The organism is Candidatus Cryosericum septentrionale (genome assembly GCF_003570995.1).
Taxonomy (GTDB): Bacteria; Caldisericota; Caldisericia; order Cryosericales; family Cryosericaceae; genus Cryosericum; species Cryosericum septentrionale.
The window spans coordinates 1,155-18,956 of sequence record NZ_QXIY01000034.1; the positions used below are offsets into that span (position 1 = coordinate 1,155).

The window sequence follows — 17,802 nt, forward strand, 5'->3', positions numbered from 1 at the left end:
CAAGGACGACGCCATCGCGATGGCCTATGAGTTCTCGACGAAGGTCCTCGGCCTGTCAGCCGACCGTATCTGGGTAACCATATATAAGGAAGACCTCCAGACGGCGGACATCTGGCAGAAGGTCGGCATTCCGCGCGAGCGGATCGTGCCGATGGGCGCTGACGACAACTTCTGGACCATGGGCCCCGTCGGTCCATGTGGCCCCTGCAGCGAACTGTACATCGACCGTGGGGTGCGTCACCCGGGCGACGAAAAGCAGCAGATGGGCGACGACGGGGACCGGTTCCTCGAGTACTGGAACCTGGTGTTCACGCAGTTCGACCGGCAACCCGACGGTTCGTTGAAGCCGCTTGCCCGCAAGAACATCGACACGGGGCTGGGCCTCGAGCGCATGACGAGCATCATTGAGGATACGGATACCGACTTCGAGACGGACGGTTTCCGGCCCATCATCCAGACAGTGGCGGACCTTTCGCATCAGGAATATGGGGGGGATCCGCGGGTGACGGCACGCATGAAGACCATCGCCGACCACGTGCGTGCCTGCACATTCCTCATGGCCGAGAACCTTCTGCCCAGCAACGAGAAGCAGGGCTATGTCCTGCGCCGTTTGCTGCGGCGTTCTCAGGCGCTGGGTCGGATGATCGGCATCGAGGGCGCCTTTATGGGCAAGGTCGCGGACACGGTGATCGACCTCATGAAGGGACCGTTCCCCGAACTTCTGGCTGAGCGTGAGCGTATCAAGGGCGACATGGCAGTCGAGGAGCAGCGGTTCGACCACACGCTCCGGGAGGGGCTGGTCGAGTTCACCAGGGCTGTCGAGGCGGTTCGCCAAGGCGGGAGCGACACCCTGCCCGGCAAGACCGCGTTCTTCCTTCACGATACGATGGGCTTCCCGGTCGAACTGACGGCTGACCTCCTGCGGGACGCCGGTCTCAAGCTGGACAGCGAAGGCTTCGACGCACTGTTGAACGACCAGCGCCATGGCGGCAGCGAGTCGTCGGGTGTGGAAGAAGCAAGCCGCGAACGGACTGGGTACGTCAAGTTGAGAGGCACGGTTGGGACTTCGCATTTCGTCGGCTATGAAACGCTGTCGGCCGAGGCCGTGGTCACGGGCCTCCTGAAGGGCGGTGAACCCGCCAGCAGTGCCCAGGCGGGGGATCATGTCGGGCTCGTCCTTTCTTCGACCCCGTTCTACGGCGAGAAGGGCGGCCAGGTCGGCGACACGGGCGTCATCACGACGCCGGGTGCGCGCTTCGAGGTCACGGACACCAAGACTCCCGTGGAGGGGTTGATCATCCACGAAGGTGTTCTGCTGGAAGGGGCTATCGCCGCGGGAGACACTGCGCGCGCTGAAGTGGACCCGGAGCGGCGGAAGGCGATCGCACGGGCGCATACGGCGACACACCTCCTGCAGGCTGCTCTGCGTTCCATGGACCCGACCGTCCAGCAGAAGGGTTCCAAGGTCATGCCCGACGAATTCCATTTCGACTTCAGTTTCCGCGGCAGCCTCGGCGCGGACGACCGCAAGGCCATGGAAGAGAAGGTGCTGGGGTTCATCATGGCCAACGTTTCGATGCGGACCGACGTCATGCCGATCGAGGAAGCGCGCAGGACGGGCGCATTGGCATTTTTTGGCGAGAAGTACGGTGCGACTGCGCGCGTCGTCTCAGCCGATGGCATCTCGAAGGAGCTGTGCGGCGGCACGCACGTCACCGCGACGGGCGACATCGGCTTCCTGCACATCCGTTCCATCCGCAGCATCGGGACGGACACGAAGCGTATCGAGGCTTCCGTCGGGCTGGGCGCTCTGCGTGAGTTCTGGGAGTACCAGGAGGGCGTGGAGAAAGTCGCAGGGACACTGAGCTGCGGGCCGGTTCCGGCAGAGGTGACGCGCGCAGTGCAAGACCTCACGGGCGTGGTCAAGGAACGCGACCGCCGCATCGAAGGGCTCATTGCCGCGGCGAGCGATCGCCATGTGCGCGACTTGATCGCGCAGCCGGCAACCATCAAGGGTCAGCCGGTTGTTGTAGCCACGTTCGAAGGTCTGACCACCGAAGCGCTGCGCAGTGCAGGTGACATGGCCGAGCAGCAGCTGGGAAATGGTGTCTTCATCGGCATGGTATCCGGCGGAGACGGCTTTACCGTGGTCAAGGTATTCGGTACGGCTGGCGCGACGTTCTCGGCACGCGGCATCTTCAAGACCCTGACCGGCAAGTATGGCGGCAAGGGCGGTGGCAACGACCGCATGTGCCAGGGTCGCATCGCAAGTCTGCCGACCGCAGAGGAGCTGGAGGCACTGCTTGGCTGACGATCCATCCGGCTCGAAGGTTGTTCTCTGTCTCGACGTGGGCGAGCGCCATATAGGCCTTGCCCGGACGGTGGCGGATGTGGGGACAGCCTTCCCCGCTGGTTCCATCGACATGGGACTCCCAGCTGCAACGGCGCGGGCCGTTGTCGACCGCATCGCGCTCGAGGGTGCCGGCTGTCTGGTTGTCGGCCTGCCGCTCGGGCTGGACGGAGTGGACTCGATGCAGACACGCAAGGTACGGCATTTCGTAGGATTCGTCCGCAAGGAACTGGCTGCACGGGGTCTCAACAGGGCGGTGCGCGTCGAGCTGGTGGATGAGCGCCTGTCGTCGGTCGCTGTCGGGCGTGCGGCGGCGAGCGAGGGGCTGTCGGGCGCCGCCGGGCGTGCCAGCAAGGATCAATGGGAGGCGGTCTACATCCTGCAGGGCTACCTGGACCGCGCGTCAACGGTGCCAGGCGAAGGTGACTGACATGGACGAAGGCACGCAGAACATGCCTGAGGTGACAGAGTCAACCCCCGGTCGATCGCCGCGCGGCGCGCGAGTCAGTGCCGCGCGCATCGTCGGCGTCCTGCTAACCATCGCAATGATCGCCGGGGCGGTCGGCTGGGTGAGATTCATCCACATCGTGCCGGTCGAAGGACCTGACGCATATGTCGATGTCCGTCCTGAGGACACTGTGACAACGCTCAGCCAGCGGGTCTTCGCACTTGGCATGACGTCCAGTCCACAGGCTCTGCGCTGGTACTGGCGGCTGAGACACGGCGGCTCGCTGCGCGAGGGACGCTATATGCTTGAGGGCCTCAGTAACATGGAAGCGTTGTACCGGCTCCTCGTGTCGGGTTCGCCTCTCACCGCGCGCGTGACGTTTCCCGAAGGCTACACGGTCCACCAGGTGGCCGCTCGCCTCCAGGAACAGGCCGGCATCAGTGCGGATGACTTCCTGAAGGTGGCCAGGGATGACCAGGGCAAGCTTCTGGAGGGGCGCCTGTTCCCCGATACGTACGAGTTCCTGTATGCAGGTGACGCAGCCGAGGTCGTCGCACGTATGCTTGGGAGGTTCGCCGACGTCGTCCCTTCCGACTGGGCGGCTCAGGCGGCAAAGCGTGGTCTGACAGGTGACCAGCTGCTCAGGGTCGCTTCTATCGTCGAGCGGGAGGCCAAGTACGACGCGGACCGTCCGCTGGTTGCCAGCGTTATCTTCAACCGTCTGGCGAAGAAGATGTTGCTCCAGTTGGACACCACGCTCGGGTATGTCCTCCCCAGCCACAACGGCTTCTACACGTACGCCGAGCTGAAGTATAAGTCCCCATACAATACCTACCTGCATGCCGGATTGCCGCCGACTCCCATCTGCAATCCGGGCTTAGCGTCGTTGAATGCTGCGGCGCATGCCTCCGCAAGCACGTACTACTACTTCCTGGCCAAGCCCGACGGTCACTGTGTCTTCGCGCGGACCTACGCCGAACATGCCCGCAATATACAATTGTATCTCTCTGGAGGCCATTGAAATGACCCGTTCTATCCTTGTGGGCATCGCCGGCGGTTCCGGCTCGGGCAAGACCACCGTCGCCGAGAAAATCATGCATGAGACCGCACAGCCAGTCGTCTTCCTCAAGCAGGATTCGTACTATAGGAACTTCGACGGTATGTCCATCGAGGAGAAGCGCGGTATTAATTACGACCATCCCAGCGCCTATGACGATGACCTGCTCATCGAGCATCTTCAGCGTCTGAGCCGTGGCGAGGCGGTCGACGTACCCGTTTACAACTACACCCGCTATGAGCGCGAGCCTTGGACCGAGCACGTCGAGCCGAGGCCCGTCATCATCCTCGAAGGTATCCTCGTGCTGGAGAACGCGGCGCTGCGCGACTTGCTGGACATCAAGCTCTACGTCGACACGGACGCCGACGTCCGGTTCATCCGCCGCCTCTTGCGGGACACGCGCGAGAGGGGCCGCACGGTCGAGTCCGTGGTGGCGCAATACATGGACGTCGTCCGGCCGATGCACCTGCAGTTTGTGGAACCGACCAAGAGATACGCGGACCTGATTATTCCCGAAGGAGGCTTCAATCTGGTCGCCATCGACGTCATTGTCAGCAAGTTGCAACATTTTCTGAATTCTGTAGGCTGATGGAGATAGTCGCCAGGTTCCGCGTGCCGAACGGAGACGTGTGGTTCGTTCAGGCGGTGCTGACCGACCGTGAGGGACAGGCGGTCGTGTCGCTTGGCGAACGGGAGGCTGACGAGAGCGTCATGAGTGTCTTCTATGATGACTCTGCCAAGGGCGAGTTGGCGCCGTTGTTTGCATATTTGACGGCGGTTGGTAAGATAATGCCAGTTTCTCACGACAAGCCTTGATGGGGGGAGTAAAATTGGCCAGTTCTGACCAGGAGCGGTTGCGCAACCAGATCGAGGAGTTTGTGGGCCGTCGCGATTATGACGCGGCCCTTCGTTTGGCTGTTCGCGAGGCCGACCATGCCTATGGAGGGCAGCGATATGCCCAGGGCATCGACGTTCTCAACGCGCTCATCGAGGTCTTCAAGGACCGGAAAGTCGCACTGTGGAACATCTACATCGGTGCGTATCAGAAGATCGTGGGTCTCGACAACCAGCTGGGAGACAAGTCCGCCACGATACGTGACCTGATCGAGCTGTCCCGCTATTGCATCAAGGAGGGCGACTTCGACAAGGCGCTGGCAGCTGGCAACTCTGCCATCGGCATCGACGCCCGCAGCACCGACGCGCTCAACCAGAAGGCGCGTGTGCTTGCATACCGTCGTGACTACGCGCAGGCCTATAAGGTGCTGGACCAGAGCTTGGGGGTCAGCCCCCAGAATCCGCGCACGCTCTATCTGAAGGCGACCATTCTGGGCAACAACGGCAAGTTCGCCGACGCGCTCGCCGTGTACGAGCAGCTGCGCATGTCCGAGCCCTCCTATCCGGGGCTTGGCAAGGCCATTGCCGAGATGCGGCGCCAGATCGACTGGAAGGTCAAGGCCGTAGAGGGGCCTGCGAGCGGCATGCGCGCGTCACAGTTCCCGGAACGTGACCGGGTGCCCGCGATTGAGCGCAAGTCCAAGCCGACTGAGCCGGACGAGGGGGCGAGGAATACTCTCGAGACACTGTACGACGAGGCGGTCGTGAGGGAGTCCCGGGCAGGCGTCGTTCCTGTGTCAGAGACGCTGGAGGAAGCTGCCCCGTCGTCTGCCCCACAGGAGAGGGTCCCGGCCGCTCAGAAGACCAACGGCGAATCCTCCCAGCCGGACTTCGCGCGCGACCTTGTACCAGAGACGCCCCTTGGATTGAACCAACATTCTCGGGCGGACACGTCGGGTGAAGTGAAGATGGAGACCATCCCCGTACCACACCAGGCATGGATGAAACCGGAGGAGGAGTCTCCGAATCCTGTCAGGCGCTTCGTGCCTTCCGAGGCCGCCGGGCTGACCGTCATGTCCCCCAAGGAACTCAGGTTGGCTTCTCTCCGCAAGGAACAGGAGGCTGCGACACATCTGACCCAGGCGAACGCGGCGGCCACTGAGTCCGTTTCACAGGCGGCAGTCACCGCGCCACCTTCCCCGACACCCGGGCAGGAGGCCGAACGGCAGTTGATCGGCATCCTGAGGGATATCAACCAGGGCACGATGGAGCGGGAAAATCTGATGCAGCGCCTTTCCGATGCGGGCAGCGTGACCATCCCACTGTCGCTGGGAGTCCTGTATTTCAGCTTTCTGCGCAGTCCTCAGGACGTGCGGGTCATGAATGACCTGCTGACATGGCTGGGACGGAGCGGCTATACGCGCCTTCCCCTGTTCGTCGTCGAGGAGGCTGCTGCGCAGGGAGCCGGGATCGACTTTCACGACCCACAGATCGCTTCCATCATTCTGTCCGCCGATGGCACTGACATGGCTGCCGAGCTGAGGACGCGCAAGGCCGAGCTTCTGCTCGAACGTGGCGACACCATATCGTATGTACGGGAGGAACTGGGCATGGTGCGCCAGGCCGCCGCGTCTGCTTCTGCCGAAGGCATCGTGCGCCAGCTTGTTCAGATCCTGGAGCACTGTCTGGCCGTGGACGCATGTACGCAGGAGGTGCTTGCCACTGCCACGCACCTGGGTGTGCTGGACCAGTTGGTCGGCCGCGTCACCGAGGACGCGAACATGGCGAAGGCGCCGCCGCTGGAGGCCGCGATCGTCGAACGGCTGGGGCGTACGGCTGTCGATGAGTCGACCTTTCTGAATAACGAGGGGCTGTTCCAGCACGTCACGCTCAGCGTGGAAAAGTCGGCCATCCTGCGTCGTATCCTGGCCAACGCCATCAACCCGACGGTTCGGCGGAAGGTCCTTCAATCCGTGCTTGTCCTGGGAACTCCCAACATGGCCGAGTTCACCGAACTGGTGGGGCTCATGGCCAGGGAGCACGATACGAGCAACACGGCCTATCTCATCCAGTACCTGGTGGACCACCGGCAGGAGGTTACGGAGGGCCGGTTCCTGCTGGAGAGACTTGCTCACCTTGTCCCCATGGACTTCGAGAGCAGATATGGGCTGGGTCTGGCGGCTGAACAGCTTGGGGTTCACGATGCCGCTGCGGGGTACTTTGTTGCCGCCATCCGGGCTCATCCCGGGGATCCCGACACAGTGCAGCGTGCCCTGGAGGCCATTCTCGCATCCGGCGAGTACGACCTGATCGCCGACGCGACCTCGCTGTCGCAATTGTCTCCTGCCGATGTCGAAGGCCTGGTGGATAAGGCAGCCGCCGAGACGCCCGGCATCACTGCCGGTTCGGTCGAGCAGCGCTTGGTATCTGCGTGGGCCGCATTCGCGGGCAGTCGCTACGAAGAGGCGGTCGCGATGAGTTCCGGCATTGTTCGAGGGGGAGGAGACCCACGGTTCTACCTGCCCATGGCTCTCTCATTTGTTCACTTGGGATTGCCCGAACTGGCGACCCGAGAGCTCGATCACGCCGCGCACCTGCCGAACGTCACCGACGAGGCCAGGCTGGTCCTCAAGTACCATGCGGCTGTGATCCATCTGGGACAGGGTAACAGCCGGCAGGCGGCGCAGCTGTTCCAGGAGGTCGGCGAGTCCTCGCCCGGCTTCCGTGACACTGAAGAACTGCTCAGCAAGTGTGGGAGCCAAGGCTCCAAGATCGTGAAACTGTAGAGCGCGGAGGACACGTGGACGGCAGACGGTCAGTAGGGAACATCTTGCTTGCACGAGGAAATATCACGCAGGAGGTCTTGGACGGAGCCCTCGCCGTCCAGCACAACACCAACGAGCCACTGCTCAAGATTCTCATCGATCAGGGGTTCATCAACGATGATACTAAGGCACAGGTCCTGGCAGAACAGTGGCATGTGCCATTTGTGGACGTCATGGCGGAGCAGATAGAGTCGGACGTGCTGGCGATAGTGGATCAGGAGCGTGCCAAGCGCTACGGTTTCGTCGCGTTCAAGCGTGAAGAGGGCGTCGTCAGCGTCGCACTCAGCGACCCCACCAACATCGAGCTGATGGACTACCTGCTTGTCACGTACGGACGCGAGACGAAGTTCTTCGTCGCTCCCAAGAACCGTATCTACGGCGCTATCGAGAAGTACTACGTCGTTGGAAACTCCATCAAGGAAGCCAGCTCCGAGGCGAAGACCGAGATCATCGCGGAAACTGGCGAAGAGGTCAGCATCGAACAGCTGCGCGAGATGGGTCAGGACGCGCCCGTCATCCGGCTGGTCAACACCATTATCACCCAGGCCATCGTCGAGCGCGCGTCGGATATCCACGTGGAACCGCAGAAGGACCAGCTGCGCATCCGCTACCGTATCGACGGTATCCTGCAGGAAAAGCAGAAACTGCCGCGCAACATCCAGCCGGGCGTTTTGTCGCGGTTCAAGATCATGTCCAACATGGACATCGCCGAACGGCGCAAGCCTCAGGACGGCCGTATCTCCCTGCGCATCGACAACAAGGCCATCGACTTCCGCGTCAGCTCCCTGCCCACCATCTTCGGCGAGAAGATCGTCCTGCGTATCCTGGACAAGACCAGTGCCATGGTGCCCCTTGAGAACCTTGGATTCCTCAATGATACGCTGACCTTGTTCAACAACGTCATCAGTCAGCCATACGGTATGGTCATCATCTCCGGCCCCACCGGCGCCGGCAAGACGACGACCCTGTACTCCGTGCTCAATCGCCTCAACACCCCCGGCAAGAACATCGTCACGGTGGAGGACCCGGTCGAATACCAGATGGACGGCATCAACCAGGTGCAGGTCAACGTCAAGGCCGACATGACATTCGCCAACGGCTTGCGCAGCATCCTGCGTCAGGATCCCAACATTGTGCTCATCGGCGAAATCCGTGATGGCGAGACGGCGCAGATCGCCATCGAGGCCGCCCTGACCGGGCACCTCGTCCTGTCGACGCTGCACACCAACGATGCGCCCTCGGTCGCCACACGACTGATCGACATGGGCATCGAGCCATTCCTCATCGCGTCGTCGCTCATCGGGGCCACGGCCCAGCGCCTGGCGCGCAAGATCTGCCCCAACTGTAAACAGCCGTACGTCCCGCCGGCCTCGGCCCTCGAAGGTCTGGGCCTCAGCACGCGGGGCAAGCTGGAAGATGTCACGTTCTACAAGGGTGTCGGCTGCCCGAAATGCGGTGGTTCAGGCTACTACGGGCGTACCGGCATTCATGAGATGATGAAGGTGGACGACGACCTGCGCCGCCTCGTCCTTCACAAGGCCAGCGCGCGCGACATCTCTCAGACCGCGCGCAGCCATGGAATGCGCACCCTGCTCGAGGATGCCCTGGTCAAGGCCAGGGAAGGTATCATCACTCTCGAGGAGGTCCTGCGCGTGGTGTCTACCGTCGAATCGGACTAAAGGAGTTGCCATGAGTGCCGAGATACAGGAGAACACCCCTCGGATTGAACAAAAGTCCTCGGGGGAGAACACCCCTCGCATTGGACCAACATCCTCGGGGGAGCATCGCATCGATCTCTCAACGATTCTGAAAGTCGCCACGGAAAAGAATGCCACGGACATCCACCTCCAGGCTGGTCTGCCCCCCATCCTGCGTATTCAGAAGAAGCTGGTGGCTCTCGGCACGGAGAAGCTCTCGCCCGAACGCGTGGAGGAACTCATGTTCCCCATCATGAACGATCACCAGAAGGTGCTGTTCAAGCAGAGCATGGAGTACGACTTCAGCTATGGCGTCAAGGGGCTGGCGCGCTTCCGCATCAATGTGTTCCGCCAGCGCGAAACCATGGCAGCGGCCCTGCGCAAGATCCCCTACGACATCCCGGGCATGGACACGCTGGGTCTGCCCCCTGCGACCTTCACCTTCCCCAAACTCAACCGCGGGTTCGTCCTGGTCACCGGGCCGACCGGCCACGGCAAGTCCACGACCCTGGCCTCGGTCCTCGACCGCATCAACCAGGAACGGCAGATGCACATCATTACTCTCGAGGACCCGATCGAGTACCTCTTCCAGCACAGGCAGAGCATCGTCGTCCAGCGCGAGCTGGGCACGGATACGCAGAGCTTCGCAAATGCGCTGCGCAGCGCCCTGCGCGAGGACCCGGACGTTATCCTGGTCGGCGAGATGCGCGACTTCGAGACCATCGGAGCCGCCCTGACCGCAGCGGAGACTGGGCACCTGGTGTTCGCAACACTGCACACCAACAGCGCAGCGCAGACCATTGACCGCATCGTGGACGTGTTCCCGCCGTACCAGCAGCAGCAGGTCAAGGTCCAGCTCGCCAATACCTTGTCGGCGGTCATGACCCAGCAGCTCATGGTGCGCAAGAACGGCGACGGCCTGGTGCTCGCGTGCGAGGTGATGCTGGCGACCCCTGCCATCAAGAACCTTATCCGCGAGGGCAAGACCTACCAGATCCAGTCGGTCCTGCAGACCAACACGGCGATGGGCATGATGACCATGGACCAGTCGCTGAAGGCCCTGTACGAGCGTGGCGTCATAAGCTACGAGGATGCGATAGACCACGCGTTCGACCCCAAGGAACTCCAGCGCCTGCTGGGACGCGCCTGAGCCCGAGGATGTTACTCTATCCGAGGGTGTCCTGCATGTTAGTCCAATGCAAAGGCTGTATTTCCTGAGAGTACTGAGAGGAGGCACCTATGGCAACCTTCACGTATGTTGCGGCTGACCGGTCAGGCAGCACCCAGCGCGGCAGCATCAACGCTGCTAACACCCATGAAGCTGCCGAGCTCATTCGCGGCAAGGGCCTTGTCCCGGTGAACATCACCTCCGCCAGGGCCTCGGGGGGTCGTCTGGCCGTGCGCAGTACAGGCCCTTCCCCCCGAGCACTTTTCCCCAATGCGACGGGGGTTTCTGGCGAGGCAAAGCAGGGCAGGCTGGCGGCTGGTGGAGCCATCGCCGCCAAGGACATGTCTATCTTTACCTCTCAGCTGGGCACGATGCTTAACGCGGGTCTACCCATCACCAAGACGCTGGACATCCAGTCCAAACAGCTGAGCAGCAAGAAACTGCGCACAATCACGGATGACCTCAAGAAGAAGGTCGAGTCCGGCCTTCCCCTGTCGACGGCCATGGACAACTACCCTGGAGTCTTCAGCACCCTGTACACTGCCATGGTCCGGTCGGGCGAGGCGTCGGGCAACCTGGGCAACAGCCTGCTCAAGATGGCCACCTTCCTCGAGCGCGAGGCGGAGCTCAAGCGCAAGATCAGGAGTGCGACCAGCTACCCGCTGATCGTCATCATCGCCAGCGTTGCCATCATCCTCGGCCTGTTCATCTTCGTCCTGCCACAGTTTGTCGGCTTCCTGGCGGCCCTGAACGTGCCCCTGCCCCTGCCGACGCGCATGACGCTGGCGATGAGCAGCTTTCTGGTCCACCAGTGGTACGTCGTCCTCGGCGTTGCCGCGGTCATCTTCTTCGCCGCCCGTGCGTGGTTTCGCACACCCCGGGGCATCCACTGGAAGGACAACATAGCTCTCAAGGCGCCGGTCATCGGCCCCCTGGTGCTCAAGACCTCCATGGCCCGCTTCACCGACACGCTGGCGACCCTGTTCGGTGCCGGCGTCCCGCTCATCAGCTGTTTGGAGATGGTGGGTGGCACGATGGGCAATACCATCGTATCGGCCACGATAGACCGGGTCATCGTCTCGATCAAAAGCGGCACCGCACTCAGCGCAGCCATGGCCGAGACGGAGTTCTTCACGCCCATGGTCATCCAGATGACGGCGGTCGGCGAGGAGTCGGGTTCCCTGGAGACCATGCTGGGGAAAGTCGCGACGTTCTACCAGGCCGAGGTCGACTCCGCGACGGACAACCTGACCAATGCCATCAACCCCATCCTCATGATCGTCGTGGGTGGCATGATCGGGTGGATCCTCATCTCCCTGTACCTGCCCATTTTCAAAATGGCGGGCGGCATCTCTTGACAAAAATATGAAAGTCGTTTTACTTTTCGTACAGGTATCGAATACCCCCGAGCACTTTTTTCCCATGCCCCCGAGGATGTTAGTCTCAATCCGAGGGGTGTACTCGGAGGGGCGTACTCCTGCAGGGAATGCTGAGAAGTCAGTCCCGATATGGTGGACGCCAGGGGCCGATGGAGCTGGGTGGCGTAACCGGCCTGGTCAAATGATGGACCTCAGGTCCAGGAAACAGTCGAGAGTAAGGAGGTGACAACATACCAGTGACCCATTCGCGAAAAGTCCGCATTGGCATCATTCGAAATCGCAGTCGACAGCATGGACATAGTGACAGCCTGCCACAGGCAGGCAACTGACAACAACTTCCAAGGAGGAAGCAGTGAAGAGAAGAGGGTTTACACTTATCGAGCTGATGGTGGTCATCGCGATCATCATTATCCTTGCAGCAATCGCAATCCCGAACTACTTGACTATGACCGCGCGTGCCAAGAAGTCGCGCATCGCGTCGGACATGGCGACACTGGCCACGGTCCTTGAGACCTACAAGACAGACTGGGGCCAGTATCCGATAGTTGCCGCCACCACTCCAGAGGGCGTCAGTGTGCACACTAGCAAGGTCTACATGGCTCTTGTTGGTCCAGATTTCACATCGCCTGAGACTGCTTCTGGAGTAGGTAATGACCTGAACGTGGTGGCGAACACGAACGCCATCGGAGAGAAGGGACCGATCAACTACATCAAAGCCGGCACGATGACGAGCATTATTGATCCCTTCAGGGGGACAGGAGTAACGCATGCGGATGGTCTCGTCTACTATTCTTCCTCCACTACCGGCACCACGTGGATACTGAAAGCCTACACAGGTGACGATGGCAAGGGGAATCTCTGGCTCAGCAGAACCGACGCTACCTCGACTGTTTCTGCCTCACCGATCGAGCCGTAATATCTTTTATCTTTGGGGTCAGCTGGTAAAGTACCCTGCCTCCGTCATTCCCGCGGAGCTCTGTCATTCCCGCGGAGGCGGGAATCCAGTCCTTTTAAGTTCCTTTGGGGTCAGGTGCTAAATAGCCCCCCCAAAATGGTAAGTTCGTTTCTTCCGCCGGAGCCTTCGGGCTCCGGCGTGGGGAGATGAGGTTTTGAGGTCGCCGAAAGCGGTGCCGTTTTTCCCCCGAGGATGTTTTCTCAATCCCCCCGAGGATGTTCTTGTATCTGAGCGGTGTACTCGGAGGGGCGCTTTCCAGGACTTCAGGGCGCAGAGGTGGCTTCGCGAGTTACTTCGCAATCGTCTCTTGCAAATGTGGGAGGCTCCCATATAGTTGGAGCAGGTAAGAAGTGGAGCGGACAATGAGACAGACAGCAGAGCAGCTCCCATACGTAGGTTCAGCAGTGGTTCGGTCGCGTCACGGACTGAGTCCATCGTGTCGCAGCACAGGCCGTCGCTCTGGCTTCACGCTCGTCGAGGTCGTCGTCGCGGGCGCGATTCTCGTGATCCTACTGATTGGGCTGGTCTCTGTGTACGCACGTGGCGTGGTTGGTTTCAGGCAGGCGCAGCTGCTGACACTGGCACAAAACATGGCAGAGTTCTATGTTGAGGACATCAAGTCGATGGCTCCTACCATTCTGCACCAGATGCTGAGTGGTGTTAATGTAGACTCCAACTACCCCAACGTTGGTGATACAGTTTCGTGGTCATATGACTCCGGTCGAGTGACGACAGACTATGTTATCGGAGGGATCACAGTCCTTCCTGGTGACGCGTCGTACGTCGCAGGTGGCAGTGCTGAGCCTCCTCTACCGACGAATCCGCCTCTCCTGTTGGGGTCTCTAGTGACCGTTGGCAAGTATTCAATTGTTGATGGCACCGGGGCAACTCGTTGGTTCTACTCGGTGACACTGAATCACCAAGCCTTGTCGCAATTCAGCCGGCAGATACGTATTGTCTACTACCAGGGAACAATGGACACTAGCATTGCTGGGAATGACCCGTGGACCACAACTAGCTATCGAACGTACACCTCCGATGAACAGATGAAGTTTGAATACGAAGTGACGATCTTCCAAGGCTCAGGTTCGTATGTGCATGTCGTATATCGAACTAGCGGGACAATCGCACGGCCGTATACGCTATGATCACTCACATACAAGCCGGCCGAAGGCGTTTGGGCAAATCTTCAGCAGGGTTTACGCTCGTTGAGCTCATGATTTCCATGGCGGTCATGGTGCTGCTCGCTGGGGCGTTGTTTAGCGTCAACTTTCGCCTCAGCAGCACCTGGATGTTGGAGCGGAGGCGACAGGGCGTTCAACAGAACTTCCGATTTGCGGCAGACACCATGACGGGGCAGATTCGAGCTGCGATGGGGGTTCTTCAGCCGGCTGACAACACGATGACGGACGTATTGGAGTTCGACATGGCACCAAGTGCGTCCTCGCGCGTTCGAATCAAGTTCGAGCGCTACCCTGTCTCTGCTTCAGGCCCGCATTGGATCGTGAGAACCGAGACACCGTTGGCGCCCGATGCTGGTGGCAATTGGGTCCCCTCGGGTCCTTCAAGTGTTCCGGTGCCCGTCACTGAGGAACTGACGACCCTGACGGCCGTACACTTCATTCGTCACGGTTCACGATTGATAGTTGTGCTCGTCGGAGAATATGAACCATCGAATTCCACTCGTACGGTGACCTACACTACGCAGACGACCGTGCGGGTGTCTGTCAATCTTACAGGGACTTGACGGCATCGAACGTGCAGAGAGTCTCTCGGAGAGAGCAAAGGAGGTACCATGAGACCCCTGAGAGTTAGGAGGAGCGGGTTCGCTTTATTGTCGGTAATTCTAGTCGGGGCGTTACTGCTGACCTCGGCGCTCATGTTCCTCAGTCAGTTGGCAGCTGAGTCATCCATAACGCGGTCAGATGCTTCCTTCAAGACCGCTCTGAACGTCGCGGAAACGGGTATCAACAATGTTGTGTCAGATGTCAATTACGGTCATCCGACGACCTGGGGAGAGCTGCTCTGGGACCAGATTGTGTCGGTCGACCCTGTGACCAAGGTTGCCACAGTGACCGGGGTAGCCCAAACTGTAGGGCCAGTGGACGTGCCAAGGGGCAGCCACGGAACGTACACGGTAGCCGTTAAGGTCAAGGCGGCGACTGCGGAGACGACAGACACTGCGACGCAAACGGTGACGGTGTACTCGGGAACACTGCAGTTGACTGGTACGGGTGCCGTCTTTCCCCCAGCTGTGACGGATATGACGGGAGCCGGAAGTGCCCTATTCTCAACCCGCCGTGGCATCCTGACGGAGACAAACGCAATTTGGTCCAAGACGGTGACAAAGAGTGTCACGACGACACAGTCGGTCACTCCCTCGACATTCCTGATCAACTACGGCATACTAGCAGGCGGTGATCTTACCATCTCGGGCAGCTCAAATGCGACAGGTGGGGACGTGTTCACGAACGGATTGATACTTCTTGAGAAGGCGGCGAGCGTCGCTAGTCCGTACAAGGCATATACGGTCGTTGGTCCCCAGACGAAACCGAATGGTCAGGTCATCGGGAACTTCCCCACCGACCGACTTACATCGGGGGTCGCACCGATTGAGTTCCCGGCACTGAACTTGGACTACTATCGTACGATGTATGACGCCTACATTCGGGGGCTTTACCCGTACAATAAGATCAATACTAACCTGATCCCTGGCACTGGAGGAACCACTGGTATCCCTCCCCAATACTACCCGTGCACCGATCCAGTGATACTGGGCACCCAGTACTATATACTGGGCGTGGATAAGTTGGCCGCGAAGTCGGTTGAAGGCTCATTGGTTCTAAAAAACGCTGACGGGACCACAAGAAAAGCACTGGAGTTGCCAGGATCAGAACTTCCGGCTGTTGCAGCGTTCCTCACCGAGAAGACTGCAGTCTACTTTGTCAGTGGGAATGCGACGTTTCAGGGCGGATCCATTAGCGGGTCGCTCGTTGTTAACGGAGATCTGAGACTGACCGGTAACGTTGCTATGTCTTCAGGAGGTGGACTTCCGACTGTAGTAGTGACAGGGATAGTTGAGCGCGATGCTGGCTGCGGCCAGATGACCGGACTGTTCTACGTAGGTGGTTTCGTGGGTGATGCCCAGCATCCGCTGTCGGCTTATCAAGCTAAGGATGCAGGGCTCTCGTTCACCGGCAACGGGAGTCCGAACTTCACTGGCGCCCTTCTTGCGCGAGGTGGCGTGGAATTGTCGGGAGACTGGAATCTAGCTCGCGATGCCAGTCTTACTAGCCTGGTAACGGGGGGTACGGTGGTACAGAACGTTACGACCACAATTCTGGGTACTGCGTACGATGTCAGCAAACTGCAATTGCCGCCTGCTAACCAGCGGGTATGGAAAGAAGTGAACCCGTAAGTGTTGATGGTGGTGCAGCTTGCGCTTCCTCTGAGAAGCAGAGGTGCAGTGTTGAGTCGTCACCGGGGATTCACCCTTATTGAGCTGCTTGTCGTCATGGCGATAGTCGCAGTGCTAAGCGGGGTTGGCGTGGCATATTCAGGAACGTATCTGTCACGTAGACGCCTGGAAGGCGCTGCATTCGAGCTTGTCCAAGATTTGCGTCAAACACAGGCCACCGCTACCTTCAGGAGGCAGACGCTGAAGATTACGTTTGACGTTGCTGGCAACAACTACGTGTTCGAGAAGGAACCCGGCGGGACCACTGTGCGACGTGACTTCAGTAGTGCCATAGGCTACGCCAGCGTCGTTTCTGGAGCTACGGGGACAGGCTCGTCGGTCGATTTTGGCAGCGTCAAGTGCCCGACCTCCAGCGTGGCGGATCTCTACTTTGGGCCTCAGGGGACTCCTGTGCTCGATAGGCTGGGAAATGATGGGTTGACGGTTGACGAAGGTGCGATTGTCCTCTCCAGTCGCGATGGCCAGACCATCAAGGTGCTGGTGTCCAAGGTGCTTGGAAGAATCCGCATGGAGTGGCAGTAGCTTCTGTACGTGTTGTTCAGTCTCTGGGCCCGGCCGGAAGGCCGGGCGTTTTTCTTGACCATGCTGTGGGCTTGCCATCTGCTCGCGTTTGCGTAGACTCACGGGGAGAAAATGTGAGCGGGGGATGGAAATGCTGAGAAAAGGGTTCACGCTGGTCGAACTGATGGTGGTCGTCGCGATCGTGACCGTCCTGACAGGGGCGTCTGTGCCGTATGTGGGTCGGTATGTCGCCCGCAGGCAACTGGAGGCTTCGGGATTCGCACTTGTGCAGGACCTGCGGCGTGTACAGATGGATGCGGTCTTTACGCGGACGAACCGGAAGGTGCAGTTCATTCCCGGATCCAATTGGTACCGCTTTGAGACCAAGGCCGGGTCGCTGGTATTGCCGCCGCGTCTTGACGGACTGTGCAAGCGGCAGCTTGGTGGGAGCGTCGGGTTTCCCAGAGCGTTTGGCAAGTATGCGCCGTCGTCGGCGTACTTTGGAGGCGCATCGACCAATGCATGTCCACCGTCGGGTGTCGTCGTCCTCACGTTCAATGCGTTCGGGCGGCCGTGCGAGGGAGGCGGTCGTGTGACGCTGGTGGACCGCGCGGGCGACCGTGTGGACGTGATCGTGATGCCGGTCATCGGGCGCATCCGGATGGAGTGGGTCCCGCAGTGATGTCTGGTCTCTTGACATTGTGGCAGTCCTGAGTATCATCTTATCGTTGGACACGCAGAGGTTAGAAGAGTGAAGGCCATGCGCGACGAGAGAAGCGCAGGGTCTTGACTTTTTTTGCTTTCTGGGTAGCATAGTGGTTGGTCGCCCCACCCCAAGGGTGTCAGTCGACAGAACGGCACGCGCAGTTGGTACCTTGAAAACTAGACAGTGAAGAGAACGGGTTGAAAGACACACAAGGTGTGTTTTTTACCCGACAAGGAAAGTCTTTCTAGTACAAGACAATCCCTGTCATTCCTTTGTACCGATTCTTCCTTCGGGAAGATCACAAACAAGAACCACAGATTTTCGAAGAGTTCGAACCTGGCTCAGAATGAACGCTGGCGGCGTGCTTTACACATGCAAGTCGAGCGGAGTCCGTCCCAAGGGGC

At 60.0% G+C, this 17,802-nt stretch carries 15 protein-coding genes and 1 rRNA gene; all 16 read left to right on the forward strand.

Annotation, left to right across the window (positions count from 1 at the left end):
- The coding region (gene alaS, locus SMC1_RS07870; protein ID WP_165849339.1) for an alanine--tRNA ligase at positions 1-2,311 on the forward strand (2,311 nt) is incomplete at its 5' end.
- Entirely contained in the window at positions 2,304-2,780 is a 477-nt protein-coding gene (gene ruvX, locus SMC1_RS07875) for a Holliday junction resolvase RuvX (protein ID WP_165849340.1), read from the forward strand. The genes alaS and ruvX, both read left to right, overlap by 8 nt.
- A 1-nt stretch (position 2,781) precedes the next feature.
- Entirely contained in the window at positions 2,782-3,819 is a 1,038-nt protein-coding gene (gene mltG / locus SMC1_RS07880) for an endolytic transglycosylase MltG (protein ID WP_119086234.1), read from the forward strand.
- A 1-nt stretch (position 3,820) separates the two neighbouring features.
- The gene (udk, locus tag SMC1_RS07885) at positions 3,821-4,444 is read left to right on the forward strand and encodes a uridine kinase (protein WP_119086235.1); all 624 of its coding nucleotides are present in this window, start codon (positions 3,821-3,823) and stop codon (positions 4,442-4,444) included.
- Positions 4,444-4,671: a hypothetical protein gene (locus SMC1_RS07890; RefSeq protein WP_119086236.1), complete on the forward strand. Its 228-nt coding sequence runs from the start codon at positions 4,444-4,446 to the stop codon at positions 4,669-4,671. Before udk ends, SMC1_RS07890 begins: the two co-directional genes overlap by 1 nt.
- Before the next feature lie 14 nt (positions 4,672-4,685).
- Positions 4,686-7,475, forward strand: a complete 2,790-nt coding sequence (locus tag SMC1_RS07895; protein ID WP_165849342.1) for a tetratricopeptide repeat protein — start codon at positions 4,686-4,688, stop codon at positions 7,473-7,475.
- A 14-nt stretch (positions 7,476-7,489) separates the two neighbouring features.
- The gene (locus SMC1_RS07900; protein ID WP_119086238.1) at positions 7,490-9,193 is read left to right on the forward strand and encodes a GspE/PulE family protein; all 1,704 of its coding nucleotides are present in this window, start codon (positions 7,490-7,492) and stop codon (positions 9,191-9,193) included.
- Between the two features lie 109 nt (positions 9,194-9,302).
- Complete coding sequence (locus SMC1_RS07905) at positions 9,303-10,361, forward strand: type IV pilus twitching motility protein PilT (RefSeq protein WP_119086246.1); 1,059 nt, start codon at positions 9,303-9,305, stop codon at positions 10,359-10,361.
- 89 nt (positions 10,362-10,450) lie between these two features.
- On the forward strand, positions 10,451-11,737 hold the full coding sequence (locus SMC1_RS07910) for a type II secretion system F family protein (protein WP_119086239.1): 1,287 nt from the start codon (positions 10,451-10,453) through the stop codon (positions 11,735-11,737).
- A gap of 373 nt (positions 11,738-12,110) precedes the next feature.
- The gene (locus SMC1_RS11155) at positions 12,111-12,674 is read left to right on the forward strand and encodes a prepilin-type N-terminal cleavage/methylation domain-containing protein (RefSeq protein ID WP_207799363.1); all 564 of its coding nucleotides are present in this window, start codon (positions 12,111-12,113) and stop codon (positions 12,672-12,674) included.
- Positions 12,675-13,075: 401 nt separating this feature from the next.
- Positions 13,076-13,861 (forward strand): prepilin-type N-terminal cleavage/methylation domain-containing protein, encoded by a 786-nt coding sequence (locus SMC1_RS07920; protein ID WP_119086240.1) that lies wholly within the window; start codon positions 13,076-13,078, stop codon positions 13,859-13,861.
- Between the two features lie 29 nt (positions 13,862-13,890).
- On the forward strand, positions 13,891-14,460 hold the full coding sequence (locus tag SMC1_RS07925) for a PilW family protein (protein WP_165849344.1): 570 nt from the start codon (positions 13,891-13,893) through the stop codon (positions 14,458-14,460).
- Positions 14,461-14,508: 48 nt separating this feature from the next.
- Complete coding sequence (locus SMC1_RS07930) at positions 14,509-16,131, forward strand: hypothetical protein (RefSeq protein ID WP_119086242.1); 1,623 nt, start codon at positions 14,509-14,511, stop codon at positions 16,129-16,131.
- Between the two features lie 48 nt (positions 16,132-16,179).
- The gene (locus tag SMC1_RS07935; RefSeq protein WP_165849345.1) at positions 16,180-16,713 is read left to right on the forward strand and encodes a prepilin-type N-terminal cleavage/methylation domain-containing protein; all 534 of its coding nucleotides are present in this window, start codon (positions 16,180-16,182) and stop codon (positions 16,711-16,713) included.
- A 124-nt stretch (positions 16,714-16,837) separates the two neighbouring features.
- Positions 16,838-17,374: a Tfp pilus assembly protein FimT/FimU gene (locus SMC1_RS07940; protein ID WP_119086244.1), complete on the forward strand. Its 537-nt coding sequence runs from the start codon at positions 16,838-16,840 to the stop codon at positions 17,372-17,374.
- A gap of 342 nt (positions 17,375-17,716) precedes the next feature.
- Positions 17,717-17,802: ribosomal RNA gene (locus SMC1_RS10895) — 16S ribosomal RNA — on the forward strand; the annotation flags it as partial.

What these genes read in the sequence shown, in the direction of transcription:
- SMC1_RS07890 (WP_119086236.1), top strand. Translation starts at nt 4,444, where the DNA reads ATGGAGATAGTCGCCAGGTTCCGCGTGCCGAACGGAGACGTGTGGTTC.
- SMC1_RS07920 (WP_119086240.1), top strand. Translation starts at nt 13,076, where the DNA reads ATGAGACAGACAGCAGAGCAGCTCCCATACGTAGGTTCAGCAGTGGTT.
- SMC1_RS07910 (WP_119086239.1), top strand. Translation starts at nt 10,451, where the DNA reads ATGGCAACCTTCACGTATGTTGCGGCTGACCGGTCAGGCAGCACCCAG.
- mltG (WP_119086234.1), top strand. Translation starts at nt 2,782, where the DNA reads ATGGACGAAGGCACGCAGAACATGCCTGAGGTGACAGAGTCAACCCCC.
- SMC1_RS07930 (WP_119086242.1), top strand. Translation starts at nt 14,509, where the DNA reads ATGAGACCCCTGAGAGTTAGGAGGAGCGGGTTCGCTTTATTGTCGGTA.
- udk (WP_119086235.1), top strand. Translation starts at nt 3,821, where the DNA reads ATGACCCGTTCTATCCTTGTGGGCATCGCCGGCGGTTCCGGCTCGGGC.
- SMC1_RS07940 (WP_119086244.1), top strand. Translation starts at nt 16,838, where the DNA reads ATGGAAATGCTGAGAAAAGGGTTCACGCTGGTCGAACTGATGGTGGTC.